24 protein-coding genes are annotated in these 25,060 nt (G+C 45.4%); 10 read left to right on the forward strand and 14 right to left on the reverse strand.

The features are described from left to right. Position 1 precedes the first annotated feature (1 nt). Positions 2-715: a response regulator transcription factor gene (locus AC58QG_RS09430; RefSeq protein ID WP_497361792.1), complete on the forward strand. Its 714-nt coding sequence runs from the start codon at positions 2-4 to the stop codon at positions 713-715. On the opposite strand, the gene AC58QG_RS09435 is transcribed toward AC58QG_RS09430, so the two are convergent. Next, positions 712-1,578, reverse strand: coding sequence for a YitT family protein (locus AC58QG_RS09435; RefSeq protein WP_497362822.1), 867 nt, complete (start codon positions 1,576-1,578; stop codon positions 712-714). The genes AC58QG_RS09430 and AC58QG_RS09435 overlap by 4 nt on opposite strands. A gap of 208 nt (positions 1,579-1,786) precedes the next feature. Here AC58QG_RS09435 and AC58QG_RS09440 point away from each other — a divergent pair, with 208 nt between their 5' ends. Further along, the gene (locus tag AC58QG_RS09440) at positions 1,787-3,901 is read left to right on the forward strand and encodes an LTA synthase family protein (protein WP_497361793.1); all 2,115 of its coding nucleotides are present in this window, start codon (positions 1,787-1,789) and stop codon (positions 3,899-3,901) included. Between the two features lie 131 nt (positions 3,902-4,032). Here AC58QG_RS09440 and AC58QG_RS09445 read toward each other — a convergent pair whose 3' ends face one another. After that, positions 4,033-5,052, reverse strand: a complete 1,020-nt coding sequence (locus AC58QG_RS09445; protein WP_497361794.1) for a Gfo/Idh/MocA family protein — start codon at positions 5,050-5,052, stop codon at positions 4,033-4,035. A 32-nt stretch (positions 5,053-5,084) separates the two neighbouring features. Beyond that, positions 5,085-5,855: a sugar phosphate isomerase/epimerase family protein gene (locus AC58QG_RS09450; protein ID WP_497361795.1), complete on the reverse strand. Its 771-nt coding sequence runs from the start codon at positions 5,853-5,855 to the stop codon at positions 5,085-5,087. Positions 5,856-5,986: 131 nt separating this feature from the next. Between AC58QG_RS09450 and AC58QG_RS09455 the strand changes: the two genes are divergently transcribed. Further along, on the forward strand, positions 5,987-6,787 hold the full coding sequence (locus AC58QG_RS09455) for an AraC family transcriptional regulator (protein ID WP_497361796.1): 801 nt from the start codon (positions 5,987-5,989) through the stop codon (positions 6,785-6,787). A gap of 204 nt (positions 6,788-6,991) precedes the next feature. After that, a complete protein-coding gene (locus AC58QG_RS09460; RefSeq protein ID WP_028554145.1) occupies positions 6,992-7,219 on the forward strand; it encodes a hypothetical protein in 228 nt (75 codons plus the stop codon). A 49-nt stretch (positions 7,220-7,268) separates the two neighbouring features. Here the strand turns inward: AC58QG_RS09460 and AC58QG_RS09465 are convergent, their stop codons facing one another. From AC58QG_RS09465 to AC58QG_RS09490, 6 genes are all read right to left on the reverse strand, one after another. Continuing rightward, entirely contained in the window at positions 7,269-7,781 is a 513-nt protein-coding gene (locus AC58QG_RS09465) for a DinB family protein (RefSeq protein ID WP_497361797.1), read from the reverse strand. Between the two features lie 483 nt (positions 7,782-8,264). Then, positions 8,265-10,460, reverse strand: a complete 2,196-nt coding sequence (locus tag AC58QG_RS09470; protein ID WP_497361798.1) for an alpha-galactosidase — start codon at positions 10,458-10,460, stop codon at positions 8,265-8,267. A gap of 146 nt (positions 10,461-10,606) precedes the next feature. Next, positions 10,607-10,894 carry a ferredoxin family protein gene (locus AC58QG_RS09475; RefSeq protein ID WP_028554142.1) on the reverse strand — a complete coding sequence of 96 codons (288 nt, stop codon included), beginning with the start codon at positions 10,892-10,894 and terminating at the stop codon, positions 10,607-10,609. After that, complete coding sequence (locus tag AC58QG_RS09480) at positions 10,891-12,201, reverse strand: FAD-dependent oxidoreductase (protein ID WP_497361799.1); 1,311 nt, start codon at positions 12,199-12,201, stop codon at positions 10,891-10,893. Before AC58QG_RS09480 ends, AC58QG_RS09475 begins: the two co-directional genes overlap by 4 nt. After that, positions 12,198-13,334 carry an electron transfer flavoprotein subunit alpha/FixB family protein gene (locus AC58QG_RS09485; RefSeq protein WP_497361800.1) on the reverse strand — a complete coding sequence of 379 codons (1,137 nt, stop codon included), beginning with the start codon at positions 13,332-13,334 and terminating at the stop codon, positions 12,198-12,200. The genes AC58QG_RS09480 and AC58QG_RS09485 overlap by 4 nt, the downstream gene beginning before the upstream one ends. Before the next feature lie 24 nt (positions 13,335-13,358). Continuing rightward, positions 13,359-14,192, reverse strand: coding sequence for an electron transfer flavoprotein subunit beta/FixA family protein (locus AC58QG_RS09490; protein ID WP_497361801.1), 834 nt, complete (start codon positions 14,190-14,192; stop codon positions 13,359-13,361). Between the two features lie 450 nt (positions 14,193-14,642). Here AC58QG_RS09490 and AC58QG_RS09495 point away from each other — a divergent pair, with 450 nt between their 5' ends. Further along, a complete protein-coding gene (locus AC58QG_RS09495) occupies positions 14,643-14,786 on the forward strand; it encodes a hypothetical protein (protein WP_497361802.1) in 144 nt (47 codons plus the stop codon). Positions 14,787-14,918: 132 nt separating this feature from the next. On the opposite strand, the gene AC58QG_RS09500 is transcribed toward AC58QG_RS09495, so the two are convergent. Together AC58QG_RS09500 and AC58QG_RS09505 are read right to left on the reverse strand one after the other, a co-directional pair. Then, positions 14,919-16,589, reverse strand: a complete 1,671-nt coding sequence (locus AC58QG_RS09500) for a DUF4091 domain-containing protein (RefSeq protein WP_497361803.1) — start codon at positions 16,587-16,589, stop codon at positions 14,919-14,921. Between the two features lie 41 nt (positions 16,590-16,630). Continuing rightward, on the reverse strand, positions 16,631-17,764 hold the full coding sequence (locus tag AC58QG_RS09505) for a Gfo/Idh/MocA family protein (protein ID WP_497361804.1): 1,134 nt from the start codon (positions 17,762-17,764) through the stop codon (positions 16,631-16,633). A gap of 146 nt (positions 17,765-17,910) precedes the next feature. Between AC58QG_RS09505 and AC58QG_RS09510 the strand changes: the two genes are divergently transcribed. Beyond that, positions 17,911-18,807, forward strand: coding sequence for an AraC family transcriptional regulator (locus AC58QG_RS09510; protein WP_497361805.1), 897 nt, complete (start codon positions 17,911-17,913; stop codon positions 18,805-18,807). A 69-nt stretch (positions 18,808-18,876) separates the two neighbouring features. Here the strand turns inward: AC58QG_RS09510 and AC58QG_RS09515 are convergent, their stop codons facing one another. Both AC58QG_RS09515 and AC58QG_RS09520 read right to left on the reverse strand, forming a co-directional pair. Continuing rightward, on the reverse strand, positions 18,877-19,317 hold the full coding sequence (locus AC58QG_RS09515; RefSeq protein WP_497361806.1) for a GNAT family N-acetyltransferase: 441 nt from the start codon (positions 19,315-19,317) through the stop codon (positions 18,877-18,879). 102 nt (positions 19,318-19,419) lie between these two features. Beyond that, positions 19,420-20,748, reverse strand: coding sequence for an MFS transporter (locus AC58QG_RS09520; RefSeq protein WP_497361807.1), 1,329 nt, complete (start codon positions 20,746-20,748; stop codon positions 19,420-19,422). 185 nt (positions 20,749-20,933) lie between these two features. Between AC58QG_RS09520 and AC58QG_RS09525 the strand changes: the two genes are divergently transcribed. The 4 genes from AC58QG_RS09525 to AC58QG_RS09540 all read left to right on the forward strand — a co-directional run bounded on the left by AC58QG_RS09525 (position 20,934) and on the right by AC58QG_RS09540 (position 24,318). Next, entirely contained in the window at positions 20,934-21,698 is a 765-nt protein-coding gene (locus AC58QG_RS09525; RefSeq protein ID WP_497361808.1) for a sulfite exporter TauE/SafE family protein, read from the forward strand. A 203-nt stretch (positions 21,699-21,901) separates the two neighbouring features. Further along, positions 21,902-22,303 (forward strand): aspartate 1-decarboxylase, encoded by a 402-nt coding sequence (panD, locus tag AC58QG_RS09530; RefSeq protein WP_497361809.1) that lies wholly within the window; start codon positions 21,902-21,904, stop codon positions 22,301-22,303. Continuing rightward, the gene (locus AC58QG_RS09535; RefSeq protein ID WP_497361810.1) at positions 22,296-23,042 is read left to right on the forward strand and encodes a YheC/YheD family protein; all 747 of its coding nucleotides are present in this window, start codon (positions 22,296-22,298) and stop codon (positions 23,040-23,042) included. Before panD ends, AC58QG_RS09535 begins: the two co-directional genes overlap by 8 nt. Before the next feature lie 34 nt (positions 23,043-23,076). Further along, positions 23,077-24,318, forward strand: coding sequence for a threonine synthase (locus AC58QG_RS09540; RefSeq protein ID WP_497361811.1), 1,242 nt, complete (start codon positions 23,077-23,079; stop codon positions 24,316-24,318). An 82-nt stretch (positions 24,319-24,400) separates the two neighbouring features. Here the strand turns inward: AC58QG_RS09540 and AC58QG_RS09545 are convergent, their stop codons facing one another. Beyond that, positions 24,401-25,030, reverse strand: coding sequence for a hypothetical protein (locus tag AC58QG_RS09545; protein WP_497361812.1), 630 nt, complete (start codon positions 25,028-25,030; stop codon positions 24,401-24,403). Positions 25,031-25,060: the final 30 nt, after the last annotated feature.

The raw sequence follows: 25,060 nt of genomic DNA on the forward strand, positions 1-25,060 counted from the left end.
AATGGAAGCGATTCGCATACTGATTGTTGAAGATGATCTTGATTGGCTGCGCGGTCTCACCGATTATTTGAATCGGCAGGGAGATATAACTGTCGTGGAGAGCGGGTCTACTGCAGAGGAAGCGCAAGCATTATTTCGTCAATCACCTTCTGCTGATGTCGTACTCATGGATATTATGCTGCAAAATGAACCTGCTGGCATAGGACTGGCGGAGCAAGCTTTTCTATCTTGGGGAGCTAAGGTTATCATGCTGACCTCGATGGAAGAGAAAGATTTTATCTTCCGTTCCTTCCAAGCTGGAGCAATCGACTATCAAATAAAATCGCGTTTTGAGGAGCTCCCAGGCATTATTCGGGCAGCTCATGCACGCCAATCCACAATTAATGCAGCAGTAGCTGAACAGATGCGTGAGGAATTCCGCAGACTGAAGCGGCTGGAGCAGCAGTTCAAGATTAAAGAAGTGCGTGATCTCATCACCCCAACTGAGCTTCAAGTCCTTGATATGATCGACCAAGGACATACACAGACGGAAATTGCCAATCGGTTCTTCATTTCATTGCGAACGGTGAAAATTCATGTGGGTCATATTTTGAAAAAGCTGGGGAGTCCGAGCAGCAAGGATGCCGCTCAGCAACTAAGAAATCTAGGTTTGTTCGAGCGCGGACCTTCTCATAAAGATAACGAAAAGGAAGTGGAGAAGGAGAAATCCGACTAGTGGATATCTCGCTTCTTGAATCTTCCGCCTTTGACATCATGGATATTGCCAACCGCAAGAAAGGCTTTAGGATCAAGTCCATCCACAATGGATTTCAGTTTAGCTTCTTCTAACCGCGTAATCACGCAGAAGATGACCTTTTTATTATCTCCGGAGAAGCCACCTTCTCCTTCTAAGTAAGTAACGCCGCGACCCAAGCGATCCAGAATCGCTTCTCCGATTTCTCTAAAGTTGTCGCTTATGATCCATACGGACTTCGACTCATCGAAGCCTTCGATCGTAACATCAATCATTTTATAAGCAATGAAATACGCAATTAACGAGTACATAGCGCGGTCCCACGTGTAGACAAACCCAGCACTACCAAGAATGAATAAGTTGAAAAACATCACGATCTCGCCGACCGAGAAAGGAATCTTTTTCGAAACTAGAATCGCAACGATTTCTGTTCCATCCAATGATCCCCCGAAACGGATAACCATCCCTACACCAATGCCAAGAATAATTCCACCGAATACCGCGGCTAACAACGGATCGTTGGTAAGCTCCTTTACTGGATGCAGCAAAGCCGTGCCTGTCGACATAACTAGAATAGCGAAAAGCGTAGATAATGCAAACGTTTTACCAATCAATTTATAACCGATGAATAAGAAAGGAATATTTAATAAGAACAAGAACACGCCGATCGGCCCTTGCGTTAAATAAGATAAAATGATCGAAATCCCCGTAATGCCCCCATCAATAATTCGATTAGGCACTAAGAATATTTCTAACCCAACTGACATTAAAATGGCACCAATAAATAAGAACAATCCTCGACGAAAAAACGCACTTTTTGTCATTTTACGATGTTGAAGCTGCATAGCTGCTTCTCTCTTTAGCTGCATTTGTTCTTTAGCCATAATTGAGTCCCCTCCTACCTTGTCTACTCTTTATAAGTATTCTTGAAATAACCACCATTTTCCTGCAATCTATCTAATTTTCATAGAGATACCATCGAATAATGTCGAAATGCATGGTATAATATCAGGTGTTCAAGGACTTTTAACTTATATTTGTACAGGAGAATCTATGAAACAACACATTGAACGTTTGTTATTGGTTATTCGGCCGAGGCTGCCCCTTTTATTACTTGCAGTAATTCCTGTGCTGATCATGGAGATTTTGAGCCGCGGGAATTATATTGAAATGATGACATGGAGTTATCGACACATTCTCGAGCTGCTTTTCAATGAATGGATTGTGGTAAGTCTTCTATTGTTATTCGTTGCAATCATCGGGCGGACGCGAATCGCGTATTGGGTGATTTCGGGGTTTCTCATTATCCTGGCGCTCATTAGCGGCGTAAAGCTCAAAATTTTAGGCGTGCCTCTAACGCCTTGGGACTTAGTTGTAGCGGGCGAAGCCTCTGATATGGTGAAATATTTATCCAACATTTTGACATTTAACGTACTATCTGTCATTCTCCTGTTCCTTGTTGGCAGTTACTTCATCCTCTACCGTACAACCATGTTTATTAAAAAAGTAGCCTTAAAAGAACGAGGAATTCTTGCTGGTGTTGGTTTAGTTATGTTTTTGGCTGTCTATACAGATCTGCCGCTGCCTGTTCAGAAGTGGTTCGGCATCGAAGCTGCTGTCTGGAATCAAGTGCAGAATACCAAAACAAACGGTTATGCGCTTGCAACTGTTCTTAACACTAGAGCTATGTTCTCGGATAGCCGTGAAGGCTATGATGATAAAGCGGTTGAAGCCATTGTAAATGCATCACCCCAGCCGCCCGTAAAAGCTGGTGATGGTACAAAACCAATTAAGCCGAATGTCATTGTTATTTTAAGTGAAGCTTTCTGGGATCCAACAATTATTCCTGGTGTAAAGTTCGACAAAGATCCGATTCCTTTCTTCCATAAACTGCAGAAGTCTGGAACGAGCGGAAGCATGCTTTCACCTCAATATGGCGGTGGAACAGCCAATGTGGAATTCGAAGTACTTACAGGCAACTCCATGCGTTTCTTGCCGCAAGGCTCCATTGCCTATAATCAATATATTTCAAATGAAGTCGATTCATTAGCGAGTATTTATGCGCGCCAAGGCTACACTTCAACAGCTATTAGTCCTTTTTATAATTGGTACTTCAACAGTAATAAAATCTATCAAGACTTCGGCTTTTCCAAATATATTCCGATAGAGTATTTTAAACCGACGTATTCCGGTCCTTATATCGCGGATAGTGAGGTTGCTGCTAACATTATTCACGCAACTGAGCAAAGTTCAGGCTCTGATTTCGTGTTTGCGAACACGATGGAAAATCATTTCCATTTCTACCCTGGCAAATTCCCGAAAAACACCTTTAACGTAACAGGCAACTTCTCTGCTTCTTCTGTTGGGATGCTTGAAACGCTTGCCCAAGGTATTAATGGGTCTGATAATATGTTGAAGGAATTAGTAGAATACTATGAGAAAAAAGGCGAGCCTACGATTATTGCCTTCTGGGGAGATCATCTCCCAGCCCTTGGTGATGATTATGCTACGTATATTGACACGAAGTATATTAGCGGCAAGGATGACCCTGATTTCTTGAAAAAAATGTACAGTGTACCGCTTGTTGTGTGGAATAATTTCGACACAGAGCACAAAGACAACTTGAATATTAGCCCATCCTTCTTGGGACCTTATTTAATTGGCTTATCCAAGCAGCAAGGCAATTACTATACGAACTTCTTGACTGAATTAGCTAAAAAGTATCCTGTCATTCCTCCTAAAGATCATTTTGCTGAAATGAACATTAAGGAAGAGGATCTGAAAGATTACGAAACCTTGCAATATGATATTCTTTTCGGAGACCGACATGCTTACAAAAATTATTTGACACCGATCATTGATCCTAAATACATGCTCGGTTTCGGGCCCATTAGCTTAGATAAAGTAGAAGCAGACTCGCAAGATATTTCAGGTCGTACATCCATTACACTTACGGTAACGGGAAATAATCTTCCACCACTCGGATATGTTGCCTTAAATGGGAAAGCAATACCTACGACGTGGAAAGATGAGCATACCGCTACAGCCTTGGTTGAAGGAGCTCTACTCAAAACAGGTCTTTGGGACATCCAAGTGAACGTGAAGGACTCCAAAGAAACCATTGTAGGCAAGTCAAACTCCGTATCCATTGATATCGGCGGACGTTAAATCATATTCAGATAGCCCCTTATTCTCATCTTGAGGATTTGGGGCTTTTCTACGCCCGCCTTCTGGCTATCAAAAAAAAGGGAAAAAGCTCACCCCTCCAGGGATGAGCCTTTCCTATACAATCATCTAAATTACAGATTAATGATTTTGCCAGTTGCTTCAGATTCGAACGCAGCTAGAATCACTTTCAACGCTTGGTAGCCCTCTTCGCCTGAAATGCGAGGTGCTTGTTTGTTTACAATGCTAGTAACGAACTCGTCGATAACGCCGCTGGATGTTTGTTTCTCATTCGTTGCTACTTGACCCACTTTGTAACGCTCAACCGTACCATTACGAAGCTCAACGATCACTTGATCATTCGGATCTGTATCGATTTTGATAACGCCATTCTCACACCATAGAACCGTGGAGTTATCTTGGCCTTTGTAGTAAGTCCAACTCGCTACTAGAGAGCCTGTTGCACCGCTCTTCATACGAAGCAAACAAGTTGCGTTGTCATCAATGTCTGTACCTTCTTTGTGAAGCGTACCAACGAAAGCTGCTACTTGAGCCACTTCGTCATCAAGCAACCAACGGATCAAGTCGGACTTGTGAACGCCAAGATCGCCCATCGCGCCCATAAGTGCTTCTTCCTTACGGAAGAACCAGCTCTCACGACCATCAACACTCCACCCCTCAGGACCTGGATGACCGAACGAAGTACGGAATGTAAGAACTTTCCCAAGTTTACCGGTTTCCAAAATTTCTTTGGCTTTCACGTGCGGAGGCATTAAGCGTTGGTTGTGGCCAACCATCAAGAAAACGCCATTTTTCTTCGCAGCTTCAATCATAGCCTCGGATTCTGCAGCTGATGTAGCCATTGGCTTCTCAACAAGTACGTGCGCGCCAGCATTAGCCGCGGCGATGGAGATTTCAGCGTGAAGGTAGTTCGGTGTACATACGCTAACTGCATCAACTTTTTCTGCTTTCAACATGTCAACATAGTTGCTATATGCTTTACCGCCATGCAACTGTGCGTAGTGCTCCGCTCTTTCGATGATCGGATCTACAAATGCAACAATCTCAACATTCGAATTTGATGCGTATTCTGGGATATGTCTATGCTTGGAGATGGAACCACAGCCAATGACGGCTACTTTAATTTTACTCATCGGATTAATACTCCCTCTACTTATAAGAATAATTAGTTATGAACGTTTAAGTAATGCTCTTTTACCCAGTTAAAGCTGTTTTCGATACTAGTTAAAGGTGCTTTCTGGCAGTGATCTTGCTCTACGACTAGCCACTCAACACCTGCTTGTTCAGCAGCAACGATGACTTTATCTAATGGTACATCGCCTAAGCCCAACTCCAAAGTAACAAGTTTACCTTCAGCGTCTTTTGTGAAATCTTTGAAATGTACTAAAGGCAGACGTCCTGCATATTTGGCAATGTAAGCAAGTGGGTCTTGACCTGCAAATTGAACCCAACAAACGTCCATTTCAACTTTAATTGCATCATTATTCGCATACATAGCGTCGAAAACGAACTCTTCATCCACTTTATAATGGAATTCGAAATCGTGGTTGTGATAAAGGAACTGCAAGCCTTGTTTTTGTGTCTCAACAGCAAGTGCCTGACATTCTGCAATTAGTGCTTTCCATTGATCTACAGACTCACGCTCTTCTGCACCAACATAAGGGCAGATTGCATATGTAGCGCCGATTGTTTTCAAATAATCGATCTCACCTTGAAAATTATCACGGAATCTTTGCAAGCTGATATGGCTTCCGAAAGCTTTCAATCCAAGTTCATCAAGCAGGCTCTTAAGTTGATCTGCAGGCATATCATAATAGCCAGCAAACTCAACGCCTTCATATCCTAACTTCGCAACATGGCGAAGTGTACCTTCCATATCACGTGCCATATCATCTCTCAATGTGTACAATTGAAGACCAATTCCTAAACGTCCCATTTGTTCTCCTCTTTTCTCATAGTGAAATCGATAATAATAACCATGGACTTAGTATAAGCGAGATTAGCCTATTATGACCATTCACGATATAATTAAAACATCTCTTATTTGGCTACGAAAGGCGAATATATATGAAAGCTGAACTATTAACTTGTGGGTATTCTTTTCACATGGACCCGTTTTTTGTGAGTACCAAATCCGGACTCCAATCTTATCTTTTTCGATTACAAACAGAAGGAACAAGCGAAGCGCTTGTCGACGGTCAGATGATCACAATAGAAGCCGGCCACTTGCTCCTATTTAAACCAGGTGATCCCTACGAACTGCGTATCGGCAATCAACTAACTGCGTCTGCGAATGACGGTAAAATCGCCAGCGGAGACTATTACTTATTTTGTAAAGGTGACTGGATTGATGCTTGGTGGAAACGCAACAACAAACCAACCTGTATGCGCATAGACATCGACCCCAGATTAATATCCCTCTGGCGGCAATTAAGTCTGGAAAAGCGCAGGATGGAAGATGAGAATCCCGAGTTAAGTGGTTATTTACTCCAAGCCCTATGCCTTTATCTCGAGCGTGCAGCTACAGAAACAGTGCAAGGTCGTCCTTTTACAGGTACTCGCATGAAACGATTTATTGAGGCACATGCCACAGCTGCATTCAAAATTGAAGATGTTGCAGACCACGTAGGACTTAGTATCTCCCGAGCTGTTCATTTGTTCAAAGAATATTTTGGTAAAACGATGATCCAATACGCGACGGAAGTGCGCTTATCAAGCGCGGTTGAACGCATGCATGATAGTTCCATGTCCTTAGAACAAATCGCGCTGAGCTGCGGCTTTGGTTCCTACCCGTACTTTCATCGTGCTTTTAAGCAACGCTTCGGGACTTCCCCCAAAGCTTATCGACAAAATATGCAGCACACCTAATGCAGATTAATTGATTAAATTCACACAATATTCAATATTCCTTTCCATAGTATGAAACATTTTCAGCCGCTAAATCGTATTATCTATATACGAAAATACATAGCAATCTCTTATTTGTCTTAAAATTGTAAAACTATTTTAAGGTTCTATTAATAATAATCCGATATGCTAGTACTATATCCAATTCTTAGGATGGTGGAACTCATGAAAATGTTTATAACGATTCATAACAAACCTGTGCCCGTATACTCCGATGAGAAAAATAAAAAGAAATTCAATTTACTGAAGTCAGCACTTGAGGCCAAAGTAACCAAAGGTAGAGCAACACTCAAGAAATGTCTGGATTCAATCATTAGCATCGAGATTGTCGGGTGCGAAGCGATCCTTCATTCGTTGAATGAACGTGACTCGCTGGCACTTTCACTTTATTAATCGAAAAGCCTGAAATCCACTGATTGCGGATTTCAGGCTTTTTCTGTTTTTACAAGTACTTCTGCTCTACGATGTTAAGATGATGCTGAACATGCCCAGCAACGACATATGCGAGTGCACGGGCAGAAATAACGTACGAATTAGCTGTTCCACGACGAGCCCAAGCTTGTTCAGAGATCGTAGGTAAGAGCGCCAACGTAGCCTGTCGTACAGCTTGGAATTCCTTCAACAAATCCGATAAGGCTACCTCATCAAAAGTATTATTATCAATGAAAATATCCTGATCAAAGCCGGGTAAATCCGTTGTATCCCCGCGGGCAATGCGCAATAGTCTATAGCTCATGATGCGTTCCGTATCTGTGATATGACCCAGAACCTCTTTCAAACTCCATTTCCCGGTGGCATAGCGAGATAAGGCCTGTTCTTCAGTTAATTGTGAAAATAGTGATACAAGTGCCTTTTCTTGACTATTCAAAATGGAAACATAATCACCATCGGGTACCAACCCAATATACCCCGTATAATAGGATGAATATTCGTCATGACTCGGTCTCTGCAGCATGATTGAAGCGTCTCCCTTCCCATGTATAAATTTGGTTTGAATTTCTCTATCATATCGCAAAATCCCCAAAAATAGAATCTACTTCCACTGAATGTTATGTGAAATCAAGTTCTTGCCACCCTCCCTATTTCACTGAGACAATTTTCTGTGATATCTACAAGAACACTTCAACTTCCACGACTACCTTTACGCTTCACTTATCACACATCTCTCTTCAATCTTCATACACTCTACACTCTCTGTTCTCTCTACATACTAAACTAACGCTAATCTCTATACTCTACTCACTACTCTCTCTACACACACGCTCTACTCTTTACTCTCTACTCTCTCCCCAACCAGACTAAGTTACGTGAATGTACATTGTTGTAGATACGACAGAAAATGAATATCGCCGTAGTGTGTCTCCGGAAGACACTCATTTCGCATAGAAAAACCCCATTTCCCAGAACGGGAAATGAGGGATACTTTACTGACTCTTGTCTATTGCTGCTTAGCGTCCAGCAGCCAGATTTTGCTCTGAAAGTCGCCATGGAGACCAGCGACAGGTAGACCGGCGTATAATAAATGATCGCCGGGAAATAGGCCTTCCGAGCCTTCGATCTGATAATCGAAGTCAGGGTTGAGTCCTTTGAGCCGCAAAGTCTTCAGCGGCGCATAAGGCTCTGCAAGCACACGGACGAAGACGACCATTGCTTGCGTCTTGTCCTCGGAGACAATCATCCACGCGGTGTCGTTCCCCTCGAACGGGCTCAAGAGGCGATACATATCGCCAAATTGGACAAGCGGTCGGATTTGTTTGTAGTCGGCAACTTGACGTTTGACGAGTTCCTTCTCTTCATCCGTGAACTTCGTCAGATCAAGCTCATACCCGAAGTTACCAGACATGGCCACATGACCCCGGGTTTCCAAGGACGTCATGCGATGAACTTGGTGATTAGGCACCGCAGATACGTGCGAGCCCATGGAACTAACTGGGTACACGATGCTAGTCCCATATTGAATTTTCAAACGGCAAACGGCATCAGTATTATCGCTCGTCCAGGTTTGTGGCATGTAATGCAGAATACCTGGATCAAAACGCCCGCCGCCACCCGAACAGCTTTCAAACAAGATATGCGGATATTCGGCTGTGATGGCGTCCATTACGCGATATAGGCCTAGCATATACCGATGTGCCGTCTCTCTTTGACGTTCAGGCGGCAGAGCGGCAGAGCCAATTTCGGTCATATTCCGATTCATATCCCATTTGACGTAAGTGATCGGAGCACTGCTTAATATGTTGCGCAGCATGGACATCACACCATCACATACATCTTCACGCGAAAAATCAAGAATCAGCTGCCCACGACCTTCGGTACGTCGACGATCGGGCACATGCAGACACCAATCTGGGTGTTTTCTGTACAAATCACTCTCAGGTGATACCATTTCAGGCTCAAACCATAGTCCAAATTCAAGTCCAAGCTTATTAACTCTCTCTACCAAATCCTCAAGTCCACCTGGGAGCTTCGCCTTATCTACAACCCAGTCACCAAGTGAAGTTGTGTCGTCATTTCTTTTGCCAAACCAACCGTCATCCAGTACGAAAAGCTCAATACCAAGCTCTTTCCCCGCACGAGCGATGCTCTCTATTTTATCCGCGTTAAAATCGAAATACGTCGCTTCCCAGTTGTTCACCAGGACTGGTCGTACTCGATCCCGGAACTCACCGCGGCAAAGCCGCGTACGATATAGGCGATGGTAGGCTCTGGACATCTCCCCAATCCCCTGACTGGAGTACACCATAACGGCCTCAGGTGTTTGGAACTGTTGTCCTGGCTCTAGCAGCCAGCTAAAATCAAAAGGATTGATTCCTATAGAGACACGCGCCGTTGCAAAAGGATCAACTTCCGCGAAAGCCGCAAAGTTACCGCTATATACAAGATTAATACCATACACATCGCCATAGTCTTCATTAGCATCCTTCGAAAGTAAAGCAACGAACGGGTTATGCTGATGACTGCTAGCACCGCGGCGGCTTTCGACTGTCAATTTACCAGGAGCCAAGGCTCTTCTTTCGATATGACGCTCACGCGCCCAACTTCCTGAGAGCTGCAGTAGATCCCAATCGGCTCTGGAATAGTCCACGCTCATACTTAACGCACGCAGCAGCTTGAGATCAGCTGTACTCTCATTAACAAATCGGACAGAACGAGTGATAGCTGCATGATTGGCAAAAATCGTATAGGACAGAATTGCTCGTAAGCCAGCTACTTTGTCAACAAGCTCAATTTCTAGCGTTTCTGCTTCATGATCTGCTTCTACATAGGTTGAAGGTAAGCCCTCTAATGCAGGCTTTCCTTGCACGATGCGATGCTTGTCATAGACAAGCTCAGTAATCGTTGACCCATTAGGAAGCGCCACTTGATAGGCAGGTTCGCGGAAATCGCTTGTCCCATAAGCAGGATACTCTTGTGGAAGAGTATCGAAGGAGATCTTTCTATTTTCCTTAACTGGATTCGGACTAAAAGAAGCACGTTCCGTATATTGAATAATGGTCCCGAGTTGACCAGATCGAATAGGGCGGCCCCAGTAAACATGGGCTGGATAGGAATCGTTAATTAGTTGGATCACATAGCTCATATGCTTATTGCTTAAATGAAATACACCTTGTGCTGGTTCAAATGAAATGGTCATTATAAATCCCTCCTATCGTCTATTATCGTATCCTAAGAGAAACAAAACTATGGAGAATCTACACCTACATATGGAGAAATGTCGTTTTTCCACAAAAAATAGAACCTTGACTAAAGTAGTCAAGGTTCCATTACCGTACGGCGGGCTTAGCCGTATTTATACGTCATGCCATGTCCGCCCTTCGGGTACACCCAATCAATATTGTACGAAGGACACGCAATGCGGCAAGTTCCGCATTCAATACAATTTTCAAATGCAACAGTCGTAATTTTGAGCTTCTTTTCCCACTCATAGACATCGGAAGGACAGAAATAATTGCAATCCTTGGTCACACAATTCAAACATGTTTGTTTGTCTTTGATCACGAGGTGGGATTTATCATCGCATTTGTAACGAATGGTAAACAGTTTATCTGAAATATCACTTTGGCTCATCCGTTCATCGCCCTCCATCCCTTGTAGCCCAGCTTCATCAAGTTTACTGTACCGCCAGCGGCATTTTTGATGAGCTTCATGGCCATTTTTTGCTTCTCGGCTTTCGTAATCCCATCCACGAGAAACATGTTATAAGCAGCTTCATTGACCGCACGAGGCAGCCTATCAAATAACAGTTCAGGATCCTGCTCTTTTAAAAATTGGTGCATCCCTTTGTACTTCTGTAGATCTTTGTGGACAAAAGATTCTCGGATTTTATTATCGTAGAGATGCATCGTAGGAGCTGTAAAATCCCCACGCGCCTTCGCTTCGATAATGGCTTCTCCAGCCAATCGCCCTGAGGTCATAGCGAGATTCGTCCCCTCCCGATGGACAAAGTTAATCAACTGCGCGGCATCGCCGCAGACACACCAGCCATCACCAGATAAGGTAGGAATGGAGTGAAAACCACCCTCAGGAATCAGGTGACCGGAATATTCTTTGGTCTCTCCGCCCTGAATCAGCTTACGAATCATCGGATGCTGTTTGACAGCATCAAGAACGGCGTAGGGCTTCACCTTTTTATCCCGCAAATGGTTCACCATCACACCGACCCCTAACGAGATCGTTTCCTTATTCGTGTATAAGAAGCCCATTCCCGCCATGCCGAGCGAGGTTTCACCCATAAATTCGATGGTGACACCTTCATCACCCTCAAGTCCAAAGCGGTCCTCAATTTTCTCCCGGGGCAGTGCAATGACCTCTTTAACCGCCAAAGATACCTCATCTGGCATCCATTCTTTATGAATGCCCATAGCTTTGCCTAGCAATGAGTTCACACCGTCTGCAATGACGACAACGTCCGCATACAAATCGCCGTCATCTCGATCGGTTCGCACGCCTACCACTTTATTACCTTCACGAATGACGTCCAGCGCAACGGTTTCGTATATCGGAATCGCGCCCGCCGCTACAGCTTTTTCAGCAAACCATTGATCGAATTTGACCCGCAGGCCTGTAAAGCAGTTATAGGGCTCCTTATATGCCTCATTGCGGTGGCCGAATGTGACCATCGACTCTTTGCCCATCATCCAGATCCGTTGCTCAACAATGTAACGCTCCATCGGGAAATTCTTCTCTTTCCAAAACTCAGGAACAAGCTCCTCGATCTGCTTACGATAGAGGACGCCTCCAAAAATGTTTTTGGCGCCAGGAAACTCGCCCCTCTCGAGCAGCACCACAGATAGACCCGCTCGTGCCATGGTTAAGGCTGCAGCAGCTCCGGCTGGTCCTCCGCCAACGACGATAGCATCGAATTTTTCGTTCATTTTGCTTCACTCCTCTCTCGGGCTTCGTTCGCCTCTGACTGCGTCTGCGTAGTGGATATCGAGGCATCAACCGATGGGGGATGAATGCCAAAAAGTGTGCGGCGTTTCCTGAATTCCTCCGTTATGGCAGGGACGATTTTGAACAAATCGCCAACAAGGCCATAATGGGCAAATTGGAAAATTGGCGCCTTCTCATCTTTGTTGATCGCGACAACGATATCGGCATGACTCATACCTACCGTGTGCTGAACAGCACCAGAGATACCGATGGCGAAGTAGAGCTTCGGCCGCACCGTGGCGCCCGTCTGCCCCACCTGGTGCTCGTGGCTGATCCAGCCCGCATCAACGGCAGCGCGAGATGCGCCTACGACACCGCCGAGTGCATCCGCAAGCTCGGCGAGCAGCTTGAAGGCATCAGGCCCGCCTAGTCCGCGGCCTCCTGCTACGATAATCTCGCAGTCCTCGAGATTCAGCTTGCCTGTCTCGCGTAGGAAGTCGAGCACCTGCGCGTCAATCTCTTCTTCACGCATCGTTGCCTCGATGCGGATGATTTCGCCTTGGCGCGCCGCGTCCTTCGGCAGCGCCTGAAACACGCCGGCGCGCGCTGTTGCCATCTGCGGCCGGTACTGCTTGCAGAGGATGGTGGCCATCATCTTCTCAGAGAAAGCCGGCCGGCTGGCCAGCAGCAGCCGCGACGGCGGCGGCTCCACGTCGAGCTGCGTCGTGTCGGCCGTCAGCCCCGTCGGCAGGTGCGTGGCAATCGCACCTGCCAGGTCACGGCCCGTCGCTGTCGCGCCGAACAGCACGATCTCGGGCTTCGCATCCTCGATCAGCTTCAAGCAGACCCGGCTGTACGGCCGGGTCCTGTAATCGCGAAGCTCTGCGGCTTCACAGAGGTAAACACGGTCCGCGCCGTAAGCCACGGCTTCATCGGCGAGATTGGCAACATTCTCGCCGATGACGAGGGCCATTAGCGGCGCTTCCAGCTTGGCTGCCAGCTTCTTGCCTTCACCTAGCAGCTGCCAGGACACCTTTTTCGCGATGCCCTCACGCTGCTCAACAACGATCAACACCCCACGATATGCCGACCAGTCCGGCATCGTCGGATCTATTTGTTCAGTTTCCTTTGCCATCGTGTCATCCTCCGTTCCTATCGATCAAGCCCAGTCCAACAAGGCCTGCATATCCTTCGTCAACAGCTGATCGGCAAGCTGAGCTGCGCCAGTTTCTGGACTATCAAATGTGATCATTTGTGTTTTTACCGCTTTAATTTCGGGTACCCAGGTTTTGGCAACAATTGTCGGTGAGCCTTTAAGTCCAATTTTAGCCCTCTCCAGATCTGGAAAATCAGCCGTCGTCCATACGGTAGGCTTATACCTAGCCGCTCGAATCATGCCTGGCAGTGAAGCACGTCTCACTTTATTCAGCTCTTTCAGCGCAGTGATTAGTACCGGCATGCTTGTCTCAACGACTTCAATGCCATCCTCCAACAATCGATGAACACGTACTTTCCGATTTTCTTCATCCACTTTAACGACTTTGTTAACATAGGTAAGCTGTTCCAAATCCAAGCGACAAGCTACGCCTGGACCAACTTGTCCTGTATCGCCATCTAACGTCTGTTTTCCGCAAAAAACGATATCAACCGGTCCCCACGTTTCCGCAATTTTACGAATGGTTCGTGCGACGACGTACGAGGTAGCCAGCGTGTCCGCTCCAGCAAAACCACGATCTGTCACCAATACCGCATCATCCGCGCCTAGTGAGATACATTCCTTAAGCCCTTTTTCAGCAGGTGGCGGCCCCATAGTAACAACCGTAATGCGCGCACCTTGTTCGTCTTTAATACGCAGCGCCTCTTCCAAGCCATGCATATCATAGAAATTCACAATGCTGGGAACACCTTGACGAATGAGCGTATTATTTTTGGGATCAATGCGAATTTCTCTAGAATCCGGAACTTGTTTAATACAAACGACAATATGCAGCATCTCTGCACCCTCCTATTTCTGCGGGAACTGGCTTGCATCTTTTGACAACTTGCCTGTGAGAGCCTGTCATCATTGTGAATTTTGTCACGTAAATGTCGATACGTAATCGCTTTCAGGGCATTCTGCGAACTTTCGAACAAGCATAAAGATAAGAATCTAACACAGTATATGCGCGAAGGTAAGGAACTTGACTAAAGCATTGAAAAAAAGAAGATACATGCTCATTGCATGAAGGATGTTATCTCTATAATGGGGAACTCGTTGTAAAGGGCATGTCCTCTGTTCGAGTGACTATTCACAAGAAGTCATTTTCTGTGATATCTACAAGAATAATGGCTGCTACCAATCAATCATCTTCAAATTTCTAAAATAAAGAGTGCTCTTGATAAATGGTTCAACTCTTTATTGTAGATACGACAGAAAATGGGATCCCTTGGATGGGTTTGGTGGATGAGTTGGCTGGGGTCGGATAAGTTGGCGGGGTTGGCTGTGTTCGCTGTGTTGCCTGTGTTGCCTATGCTGGCTGTGTTGCCTATGTCGGCTGTGTCGGCTGTGCTGGTTATGTTAATTGTGCTGGTTGTGTTAACTAAGTAGTTGTGTTGGCTGTGGGTTAAGTTAGTTGAGTTGGCTTGGGTTGATGTTGATTAACAAGAACTGACTCCTATTAAAAAGACTGCCCATTGGCTTTTTCAGCCTTGTGGACAGTCTTTCAAATACCAAACCTATTTAACTACTTACCGCAATCGCCTGATTAATTCGCTCCCGTACTTCGAGCATCCATGCCGTACTGCGCGGATAGACGGAGAACGTGAGCGGCTCTGACAAACCTTCTTCAATTAAGGCAACTGTACGCTCCTTACCGATCATCGTTTCGAGCAATTGTAATGCTCTCAAATCCTGCAGCGCTTCATGAAAAACTTCCAACCGAATCGACTCGATAGGTCCCGATTCACCTGGATAAACGAGGAAGCTATCACCTGAGGGAAACGCATGCATGGCATCCGTCACTTGAAAAGGATTCAACTCTTTCATCGCATACTGGGAGTAATAGAAGTTGTATCCCCAGTGCAGGAATCCTTGAATACCGAACTTATACAATTGCAGCCCGATGATCCGGTTGCGGGCAGACGGCATGTTAAAGAAGCGGTTAGACACCTCTTTAAACTGTGCGCAGCAGTAATATGTCCATAAATCAGGAACCTCTGCTTCTAGGAATGGCTCAATATGATCGTTCGATGGAATTGGTTTCTGAACAATGCCTTGCTCATAGAAGGAAATCTCCGTAAGTGCATCAATAATTGGATAATCGGGTGGAAGCAGCTTCTGAACGAGATCACTCGCTTTCTTGTAACTTTCCAAATTCGTCTGTGTAGGCTCATCTGACACATGGAAAAAGCTGCAGGAAGCAATACCAAGTCTACGGATAACGAGATCGAGGTCAGGTAGAAACTGCCCTAGAAAATGGGCATACGCTTCGCCTGAGGCATCTGTCTCCCAACCGAAGATGCGTTGTTCTACGCCGTTCATGGTCGCTATAACTTTGGGCGTATGTTTGGCCCCCCATTGGGTGAAGAGATGTGAAAATTCGAAATACTCAACCCCTTTGCTCTGACAAATGGCTACCCAACGCTCGAGCTTTGAATATTCAAAGGAATAAGTCGTTTTACCATCGATACTTCCTTCAACGACTTCAACACCTATTAGCTGAACGGACGGTCGTTCACCACCGATTACGGTATCCAACGGAGGTGTAAAGATTGGGGTCAGAATCATATTGATACCATGCTTGACGGCAGTTTCAATGAACTGGCCCATGATCTTCCAATGTTCTTCACTAAATACTGGGACTTTGTAGTAAGTAGCAAGGCAGTCTGCGTGAAACCATTCCGTATGGATCAGCTTCTGCTTCGGCAGGGTTGCGGCATGTACGTTAAGCTCCAACACTTCCTCACCTAGCTTCTCACCTTCTGAGGATGTAAAGCCTACATGTACACGATATGTTCCAGCAAGTATAGACGCATCTAAATCAACATGAATCCAAATGGCTCTCCATTGACCAGGAAGCGCCGTTACACGATTCGCTTCAAGCGGGTACAGCGGGTCCGGATACAGGCCAGGTGTCGTCCGCAGAACATGTGAATCATGATTAGCGTAACAGGGCATTTCAGAAGGCACCAGGCCTACAGCACGAATTGTAAACGGAAGCCCTAGTGTTGAAGAGACTTCTACGCCAATGTTTTTCAATAGTTGATCTGAGGTGTAGGCAATTTGGAATGCGAAGCTCTCTCCTTTAAGAGCCGATGCCTGCGTATAGGCTGGTTCATGTGGAGCTTCATCTGCAAAAACTTTGGATAACGAACTCAAGCTTTTAGTATGAAAAGTCACCTTTTTCTCCATATGTTTACATGCCTCCGATTATTGAAGTTCGAACGGGTTCCTTATTCCCATTTTAAATCTTGGAAAGTCCCCGTCTGAGCAGACTCCTGCGCTTTCATACACATGAGAGCACTCATCAAACCATCGTCTAGTGTCGAGATGGAGCTTGCAGTCTTCTTCATGATTTGCGTAAAATTGTGTGCCAGCTTCTCATCACCGCCGAAATGATTGCTTCCAGATGCAAGTTCATACGTTTCTACGCGGGCTGTATGATGCATGTGCACCTTAACTTGACCTGTGTAGAAATCAAAATCAACGGTTCCCTTATACCCCATAAATCGCGCACCACGTGCAGCCGCACCTTTGCGGATGAAGAAGTTTTGCGAGTACGACATATGCATTCCGCTTTCATAACGGAACAGCGCACTTCCTGAATCTTCGTTTCCTGTGTCTTTGGCATAACAGCAATATTGCCAAGTTGGATCTAGCTTTTCTGCAGTACCAACGGTACTCTCTAAGCAGGTGCGATTATCTTCACAATCCACACATTTGAGTCCAGCGGATTTATTTCCCTTGAATATTTGCTTGGATGTCATTGCGCAGACAGCTATCGGCCTCTGCCCTAGCACGGCTTGGATATAGTCGAAGTCATGCGTCGCTTTTTGTAGGAAAAGCCCCCCGGTTTCTTCCTCATTGCGGTACCAGCTTTGGAAATAGACACGCCCATACGGCACGTTATTAATCGCTTGAACATGTTCAACCGTGCCGATTTTACCCGATTGAATGATTTCCTTAACCAGCTCCACGATGGAGGTTACTCGTAATGGAAAGGAAACCACGACAGGCGATTGGGATGCCTCGTATCCTTGTTTTAAACGAAGAAGATCTTCGTAGTTTGTAGCCACCGGCTTTTCGATATAGAGAGGTAAATTATGTTGTAACACCTTCAACCCCATTGTTGTGTGTAAATTACAGCGAGTGCCAATCATAACCCCGTCTAGCTGCTCTGTAGCAAGCATTTCTTCTGGCGTATCATAATAATTGATGTAGTCCCAACCTCTTTTAAGAAGCTGATCTTTAATATGATCTTTACGAATATCAACAACCGCTGTAATTCGGCAGTCCGCATCTGCCTTCAAAACTTCCTTAATCACACTCTCAATTCTAAGTCCATACCCAATTACACCTATCTTCATGCTAGCTCCCCCTCGAACTTTGCGATACCTTGATTATAAAAGATGGTCTCCACCTTTTCTTTGTCTTGAAAGCCGATTTTTTTGTTATTTCGGCTGTGATATGATAGAGGTATACGCCTAGCATCGAAATATCAGGAGTGACACCCATGACGATAAGCAAAACGAACACTACCGAGTATCAGCGGACGCATTTGAAGATGAGTATCGTTATCCATAAAGTCATAACCATGCACTACTTCGAGTATGGAAAGGATTTTGTGTTCGATGGCGAGAAGCATGACTTCTGGGAATTTCTTTATGTCGATCGCGGCGAAGTGGAAGTACACGCGGATGATAATCGCTATTTACTTAAACAGGGGTCCATCATCTTTCATAAACCCAATGAGTTTCATAGCTTTTACGCGACCAAAGGAAAAGCTCCCAATTTGATCGTCATGACGTTCGACTGTCATTCGAAAGCTATGCAATTTTTTGAGCATAAGGTGCTGCATCTAGAAGATGAGGAACGTAATTTACTCGCCCAGATCGTGCGCGAAGGACAACAAGCCTTCGAATTCCCATTCGTTCATCCCCTTGTGCGCAGACAGGACGCGCCTGTTGGGAGTGAACAAATGATCCAAAGCTATTTGGAAATCCTCTTGCTACGTTTACTTCGGAAATCAGCTCCAACGGAAGCCGATACGCCTCTTTCTACGGTTGCCAAGGAGAAGTCTGTCCATGATTTGACGAGCAAGGTAATGAGCTACATGGAGGAGCATATCGATACTCATCTTACTTTAAACGAAATCAGCCAAGTGTTCTGTGTTGGCAAAACGCAGCTCAAGGACCTTTTCAAAAAACATACGAACTATACACTAATGGAGTACTTTGCCAAATTGAAAATAGATCAGGCCAAGATCCTGATACGCGAAGAAACGTATAATTTCACTGAGATTTCCAGGAAATTGGGCTTCAGCTCAGTTCACTATTTCTCCAAGGCTTTTAAGAAAGCAACCTTAATGAGTCCCTCCGAATATGCAAGAACGGTGAAATCACGCGTGTAAAGTACTTATCTTTCTTATATCCAAAAAAAATCCCGGATGCTGCTTGGATGCAGTCATTCGGGATTTTTTTTATTCTTCCTCGTCGATTTCAACCTCATATGTACATTGGAATCGCTCCACACCGGGATATTTCTCCCCCAAACTGCGAATCACGAAACCTACATTACGGTAAAATTGAACAGCGTCTTCGTCCGTCTCCACCGTGATTCGGGTAGGTTGCATATCCTCAATAATTTCAAGCAGCATACCTCTACCGAAGCCTACGCCTCTACTCTCAGGTTCTACCGCTAGATGATGGAGTGTCATTTCCTGCTTCTCATTTAACTCAAATCCGATGATCCCAACAAGGATGCCTTCCGATTCATAGGCGAACAACCATGTGTTTTCATCTTTTTCATACTTGCTGAGAGCCAACTGTAAGCTATCCTCGTCCGGAAACAGGCTATAGCTCAACAGTTCTTGGATTTCACCCTCATGAAGACGAGACTTCACATTCAATAACACGTGCATTCACTTCTTTCTTTAGTCGTATATCTACCCATAATCTACTAACTTGGGCATGCTGTCAACTTGTGCTTGTGAGGCTATCAGAGCCCACTCTTTTTTAAAAAATTAAGAAGTCATTTGTTGTTCTTTGGGAATTGCACGAATCGCCAAAGGCACTGCAAATGCAACTATGCTTGCTACTAGACCATAAATAAACATGCCATGAATCCCGGTGTAGAAGACATCCGATTTCGTTACAATGGAGCCCATCACCGTGACACTGACCGCTGTACCGATATTCCGCGCGAATAGCTGGAGTGAGGTTGATATCCCCTTCTGATGGGCCTCCACTAACTGCTGAGCACCAATCGTTGATACCGTAAACAACAGTCCAAACGAAAGACCTAACATTGTAAGGGCACTGAATACGTACCAGAATGAGGTTCCTTCATCAATAAAGAAAAGCAATACCGCCGTTACAACAAGTAAAGCGTTCCCCGTCAGCAGCAACGGCTTATAGCCGAAGCGTATCACCCATTTCCCACTAGGGACGGCAACGGCCATCCACCCGATGGATGTGCTAAGCAATGCAATACCGCTGATGAAGAGGGAGTGTCCTTGATTCTGCAAAAACAAAGGAATAAAACTGGACGTCCCGAAAAGCGCCGCACAGCTGAGAAATGAGCCGCCAATCATGAAGGCCACGGGCCGATTTCGCATCAAGGTCATTGGAACAATCGGGGCTGCATGCCTTTTTTCATAGAAAAAGAATATGACAAGCAGGAGAACACCAACGGCACCGTACAGATAGGTATAGGATTCGACCACCGTAATGAGTAATAAGGACGAAATCCCTGCGGCAAACAAGAGTGCACCCCAATAGTCAATCACGGCTTTCTTCGGTTGATAGACTTCTTTGTATGGCAGCAAGGCTAGTAACGCAATGAGACAAATCGGGACATTCACGAAGAAAATCCAACGCCAGCTCAAATAAGTTACAAAAAACGTACCTAATGTAGGTGCTAAGATTGCGGATAACCCCCACATGCCCGTGAAAAAGGCTTGAACTTTCCCCCGTTGCTCCACTGGGTAAATATCTCCGGCAATAATGGATGGAAATGGCATCATCACCCCTGCACCAATCCCTTGTATCGCTCTGAAAATAATGAGCTGCACCATGCTGTCTGCTAAACCGCAGAGCACTGAGCCCCCAAGAAATAATAGAATGCCCGTTGCATAAATGCGCTTGCGCCCGAATAAATCCGATAATCTTCCTGCCAATGGAGCTAGCACGGTCGAAAGCACCATATAGGAGGTAAACGCCCAAGCATATAGGCTATTTCCACCAATGTCATTCACAATGATTGGCATCGTTGTATTGGCAATTGTCGTATCCATAGACGCGACTAACATGGCCAGCACGATACTGACCATCACGGTAGTTCGATTACGCATGATTAATCCTCCCAAAACTGACTTTGACACATCTATCCATTGTACCTGATTCCAGATTTGAAGAATAGCAAGCGATTTAGTCGGGATAAGGTCCGAGCTTGGAAAATTTATCTTTACAAATACTATTTACGGGACTAAAATTAATCCAATGTGTTTAGTGGGTAATGAAAAGAGGACATGACAACATGACTTTAAGTATTATTCTAATGGGTGTAATTGTTGGCTTTCTGGTCGGAATGACAGGTGTTGGCGGCGCTTCCTTGCTGACTCCCATATTAATTTTAATTGGTATTCATCCTTCCATTGCAGTAGGAACAGACCTTCTTTATAATTCGATTACGAAGTTGTTCGGAACCATCCAGCATTGGCGGCAGAAAACAATTGACTTTAAACTGGTGAAAATGCTTGCCCTTGGCAGTATTCCTGGTGTTGTACTCGCTGTCTTGTTCCTGAAATTATTCGATTCTTTCTTTGACAATCAAGAAGTGATTATTAAGCATGCGCTTGGCTATGTATTAATACTTGTAGCATTCGCAACGATGTTCAAGGTATTCTTCGGACACCGTCTGAAAGAAAATCGTTGGCAGCTGAAATCTCTAGAAGAGAAGCGCTGGCTGACAATTACGATTGGTGCCGTTCTTGGCTTCATTGTTGGTCTTACGTCTATTGGCTCAGGCTCTTTATACGCGATTGCTATGCTCTACTTTTTCCGAATGGCTCCTGCACAGCTTGTTGGAACGGATATCGCACATGCCTTTCTACTCGCCTCAACAGCAGGAATTCTACATGCTAGCATGGGGAATGTGAATTATACTCTCGTCTTTAATCTACTCATCGGTTCGATCCCTGGCGTACTTATCGGAAGTATGCTCGCTACGAAAGCTCCTACTAACGTACTTCGTACGATTATTGCCAGCTTGGTATTAATTAGCGGCCTTAAATTAATATAACTTCTCAAGCAGAGCCCAAGGCTCTGTTTTTTTTATACGCCACCTGCTGTCGAACTCTGCGATTTCCCAGGAAATAACCCGTGTACGACCCCACATGTGATGCCCATTTTTCTGTAGAAATAGGTTCGTGCCTACATCGTGATACTTGTCTCTCTCATACGCTGTGAAGAACAACATGTGATCATAAAGGAGCGCTACTGCACATGCAGCGACTAATGTGTAAAGGGAAGATACATCGTGCGACCGTAACGGAAGCCGATTTGGATTATGTAGGCAGCATTACCATTGACGGATTACTGATGCGCAAAGCCAATATTTATCCCTATGAAATGGTTCAAGTCACCAGTTTGCGTAATGCAACACGATGGAAAACTTATGCGATCCCCGCACCAGAAGGCTGCGGCAAAATCGGTTTAAATGGTCCCCCTGCCCACCTGTTTGCCCCAGGAGACCTCGTAATTATTCTCAGTATGGGGCTTATGAACGAAGAGGAAATTCGCACACTTAAGCCGCAGGTTGTTTTCGTTGATGAACATAACCAGCTCCTTCAAGCAGAGGAACATGATCTAGTCATTCAAAGGCAAGAAGAGAAAGCGTATGAGTAATCTATCAACAAGTAAATGGACGAAATATAAACTACTTCGCAAGTCAAAAAAACTTCAAGCATTCCTGCCTGAAACGGCTTGGTTGAGTGTGAGCAGTTTCTGGCGAATGCTGACCAAATATGGTCAAGTCATCCTAAAACCAACTGGCAGCTATGGCGGGAATGGCGTCATTCGGGTTAAAACTGTCGGTAACTCTTCCTATGAGGTCCAAGATGGAGCTAAACACCGAACGTATACGGATCTAGAAGAAATCAATGCATTTATTAAAAAGAAAGCCAACAAAAACTACATCGTCCAACAACGTATCAACCTTGCCACCAAGAATGGCCGTCCCTTTGATCTCAGAGTGATGGTTCAGAGACATGCTAAAGCGGAGTGGCAAGTGACAGGCATGTTGGCTAAAGTTGCTGGTAAAGGCTACATTATAACCAATATTAATAGAAGCGGAGGCCGTGTTGTTACTGTAGAGAGTGCTATACGTGGTTCTGAGCTTAAGAACATGCAGACTTCTGTGCTCCTTGCTGAGCTGCATGCCGTTGCTCTACGATCAGCTGATCAGCTAGGTCCTTCCTATCGCTGGGTCAAAACGATGGGCATTGATATGGCCTTTGATAAGCAAGGGCATGTTTGGATTATCGAAGTGAACTTCGCCCCCATGCTCGAGTTATTCTTGAAGCTGCCTAATAAAGCTGCCTTCCACAAAATCAAATCATTTCATGCGCGCAGGAAACAACCATGACTGCTCCTGCCAGAGACGCTGAGGAGGCCCAGAAATGAAACAATGGGAGCTGCATTGCTCACGATGTTCTGCAAGGCTGCCCTTCCGCTATCAAGACATGAAATGCGTATGCGGCGGCACATTATTGGTTGACTATGATCTCGAGCACGTTGCGCAGACTTTTACGAAAGCTTCCCTACAACACCGTTATCCTTCCATGTGGAGATATCGCGAACTGCTTCCCATACAGGATCAGGCAAATATCATCTCCTTAGGTGAAGGCTGGACACCTCTGCTGCGTATGCCAAACTGGGAGAGCAAGCTGTCACTCAAACGCCTGTGGATCAAAAGAGAGGAACAAAATCCAACTGGCAGCTTTAAATCACGCGGATTTTCTGTTGCGGTGTCTTTACTGAAAGAAGCTGGGGCAACGAAAGCTGCCGTTCCCTCCAACGGGAATGCTGCGAGCGCGTTAGCCGCGTATGCAGGAAGAGCCGGCATTCAAGCATTTGTTTTTATCCCTATGGACTGTCCCTCACTCATTGTTGATGAGTGCCCTTTGTACGGGGCGACAGCTGTGTTGGTGGACGGCTTTATTCATGATGCCGCCGCGATTATCGAGTCAGGCCGCAAGGAGCAAGGATGGGTAAATGTCGGTACTTTGAAAGAGCCGGGCCGTGTCGAAGGCAAGAAAACAATGGGGCTCGAGCTCGCCGAGCAGTTGGGATGGACATTCCCCGATGTGATCATCTATCCCACAGGCGGCGGTTCGGGCATTATTGGCATGTGGAAATCTTTCTTGGAATTGAAGGCGCTCGGCTTCATTAGTGGAGATATGCCTAGATTCGTCTGTGTGCAGGAGGAAGGCTGCCAGCCCATTGTCAATGGTGTACAAAAAAGGTTGGCGCTGACGCCAAAGCTAGAAATGGATGACTCTTCGCCTGCTGTCAGCAGAACGATCCCCAATCCGACTGGGATGCGAGTACCTAATCCTCCGGATTTGGAACTACTTCTGTCGATCGTTGAACAAAGTGGAGGAACCGCCATCGCGGTTTCCAAAGAGCAAATTAGCGATGCCACACACAGATTAGGTTCGGAAGGCATTTCCTCTTCCCCTGAAGGCGCAGCCACATGGGCAGCCATGCTTGTCCTTTGTGACAAAGGCTGGCTTCGTCCAACCGATTCCGTGGTGCTCTTCAACACTTCGCATGCAATGAAATATGCAAAGCTGGGAGCGAGTGCGGCTATTCCTATCATCCAGACCTATGAGGACTTTATGGTCTATCGGAACTTATAGCATGTTTTTCACCGTTACAGCATTGAATAGAACATAAAAACAGCCAGGAGGAATCCCTCCTGGCTGTCGTATGTTCGACTAATTATTGCCCTAAATTATTTTCCTCATATAACCGGTACATCGCTTGAATCAGCGGCTCTGCAGGGTCACGATTCAGTAAATATAACGTCATTAAATATTGCAAAGGTAGTGCACACGTATTATTGCCTTCTTCAACTGCTACGAAGCCAGCCTCAAGAACTGGGCCATGCTCCTCATGCAGCTCAAGATCTACGTAAATCTTCTGTTCTGGGAACTCCTCGCGAACTGCTGCCGCACAATAAGGAACAATATGCTTGTCCAACAGTTCTTTGGCTTCATCTTCAGATTGAGGCGGATTCGGAAGAACGTGACTCTCGTCGCTTCTCAACAAATCTACGAAGAAAGAGGATAACCACAGTCCTGCATTAGGGTTCGTTTGGAAATTACGCATAATTTCATTTAAGAAAAATCCGCATGCTGTGGACTTCTCATCTTTTTTGAGTGTAAAAGCAAACATCGGACCATATGTCGGGTTATTGCCAATTTGCCCATCAACTTCATACTCGGGGAATTGTTCTTTCACAATTTCTTGAATATGTTGGAACCATGTAATAATGACTTGGGCCTGATCACGTTCTGGATCATGTTCGTTCTCTTCGGGTGCTTGTGTTTCGATATCTTTGTCTGTCATTGTCGTTATAGCCTCCTGAATCATTGTTAA

It is taken from the genome of Paenibacillus sp. J22P169 (assembly GCF_059691995.1).

Coding starts and splice junctions, on each gene's coding strand:
- AC58QG_RS09430 (WP_497361792.1), top strand. CDS start 2: ATGGAAGCGATTCGCATACTGATTGTTGAAGATGATCTTGATTGGCTG.
- AC58QG_RS09435 (WP_497362822.1), bottom strand. CDS start 1,578: ATGCAGCTTCAACATCGTAAAATGACAAAAAGTGCGTTTTTTCGTCGA.
- AC58QG_RS09440 (WP_497361793.1), top strand. CDS start 1,787: ATGAAACAACACATTGAACGTTTGTTATTGGTTATTCGGCCGAGGCTG.
- AC58QG_RS09445 (WP_497361794.1), bottom strand. CDS start 5,052: ATGAGTAAAATTAAAGTAGCCGTCATTGGCTGTGGTTCCATCTCCAAG.
- AC58QG_RS09450 (WP_497361795.1), bottom strand. CDS start 5,855: ATGGGACGTTTAGGAATTGGTCTTCAATTGTACACATTGAGAGATGAT.
- AC58QG_RS09455 (WP_497361796.1), top strand. CDS start 5,987: ATGAAAGCTGAACTATTAACTTGTGGGTATTCTTTTCACATGGACCCG.
- AC58QG_RS09460 (WP_028554145.1), top strand. CDS start 6,992: ATGAAAATGTTTATAACGATTCATAACAAACCTGTGCCCGTATACTCC.
- AC58QG_RS09465 (WP_497361797.1), bottom strand. CDS start 7,781: ATGCTGCAGAGACCGAGTCATGACGAATATTCATCCTATTATACGGGG.
- AC58QG_RS09470 (WP_497361798.1), bottom strand. CDS start 10,460: ATGACCATTTCATTTGAACCAGCACAAGGTGTATTTCATTTAAGCAAT.
- AC58QG_RS09475 (WP_028554142.1), bottom strand. CDS start 10,894: ATGAGCCAAAGTGATATTTCAGATAAACTGTTTACCATTCGTTACAAA.
- AC58QG_RS09480 (WP_497361799.1), bottom strand. CDS start 12,201: ATGAACGAAAAATTCGATGCTATCGTCGTTGGCGGAGGACCAGCCGGA.
- AC58QG_RS09485 (WP_497361800.1), bottom strand. CDS start 13,334: ATGGCAAAGGAAACTGAACAAATAGATCCGACGATGCCGGACTGGTCG.
- AC58QG_RS09490 (WP_497361801.1), bottom strand. CDS start 14,192: ATGCTGCATATTGTCGTTTGTATTAAACAAGTTCCGGATTCTAGAGAA.
- AC58QG_RS09495 (WP_497361802.1), top strand. CDS start 14,643: ATGAGTTGGCTGGGGTCGGATAAGTTGGCGGGGTTGGCTGTGTTCGCT.
- AC58QG_RS09500 (WP_497361803.1), bottom strand. CDS start 16,589: ATGGAGAAAAAGGTGACTTTTCATACTAAAAGCTTGAGTTCGTTATCC.
- AC58QG_RS09505 (WP_497361804.1), bottom strand. CDS start 17,764: ATGAAGATAGGTGTAATTGGGTATGGACTTAGAATTGAGAGTGTGATT.
- AC58QG_RS09510 (WP_497361805.1), top strand. CDS start 17,911: ATGACGATAAGCAAAACGAACACTACCGAGTATCAGCGGACGCATTTG.
- AC58QG_RS09515 (WP_497361806.1), bottom strand. CDS start 19,317: ATGCACGTGTTATTGAATGTGAAGTCTCGTCTTCATGAGGGTGAAATC.
- AC58QG_RS09520 (WP_497361807.1), bottom strand. CDS start 20,748: ATGCGTAATCGAACTACCGTGATGGTCAGTATCGTGCTGGCCATGTTA.
- AC58QG_RS09525 (WP_497361808.1), top strand. CDS start 20,934: ATGACTTTAAGTATTATTCTAATGGGTGTAATTGTTGGCTTTCTGGTC.
- panD (WP_497361809.1), top strand. CDS start 21,902: ATGCAGCGACTAATGTGTAAAGGGAAGATACATCGTGCGACCGTAACG.
- AC58QG_RS09535 (WP_497361810.1), top strand. CDS start 22,296: ATGAGTAATCTATCAACAAGTAAATGGACGAAATATAAACTACTTCGC.
- AC58QG_RS09540 (WP_497361811.1), top strand. CDS start 23,077: ATGAAACAATGGGAGCTGCATTGCTCACGATGTTCTGCAAGGCTGCCC.
- AC58QG_RS09545 (WP_497361812.1), bottom strand. CDS start 25,030: ATGACAGACAAAGATATCGAAACACAAGCACCCGAAGAGAACGAACAT.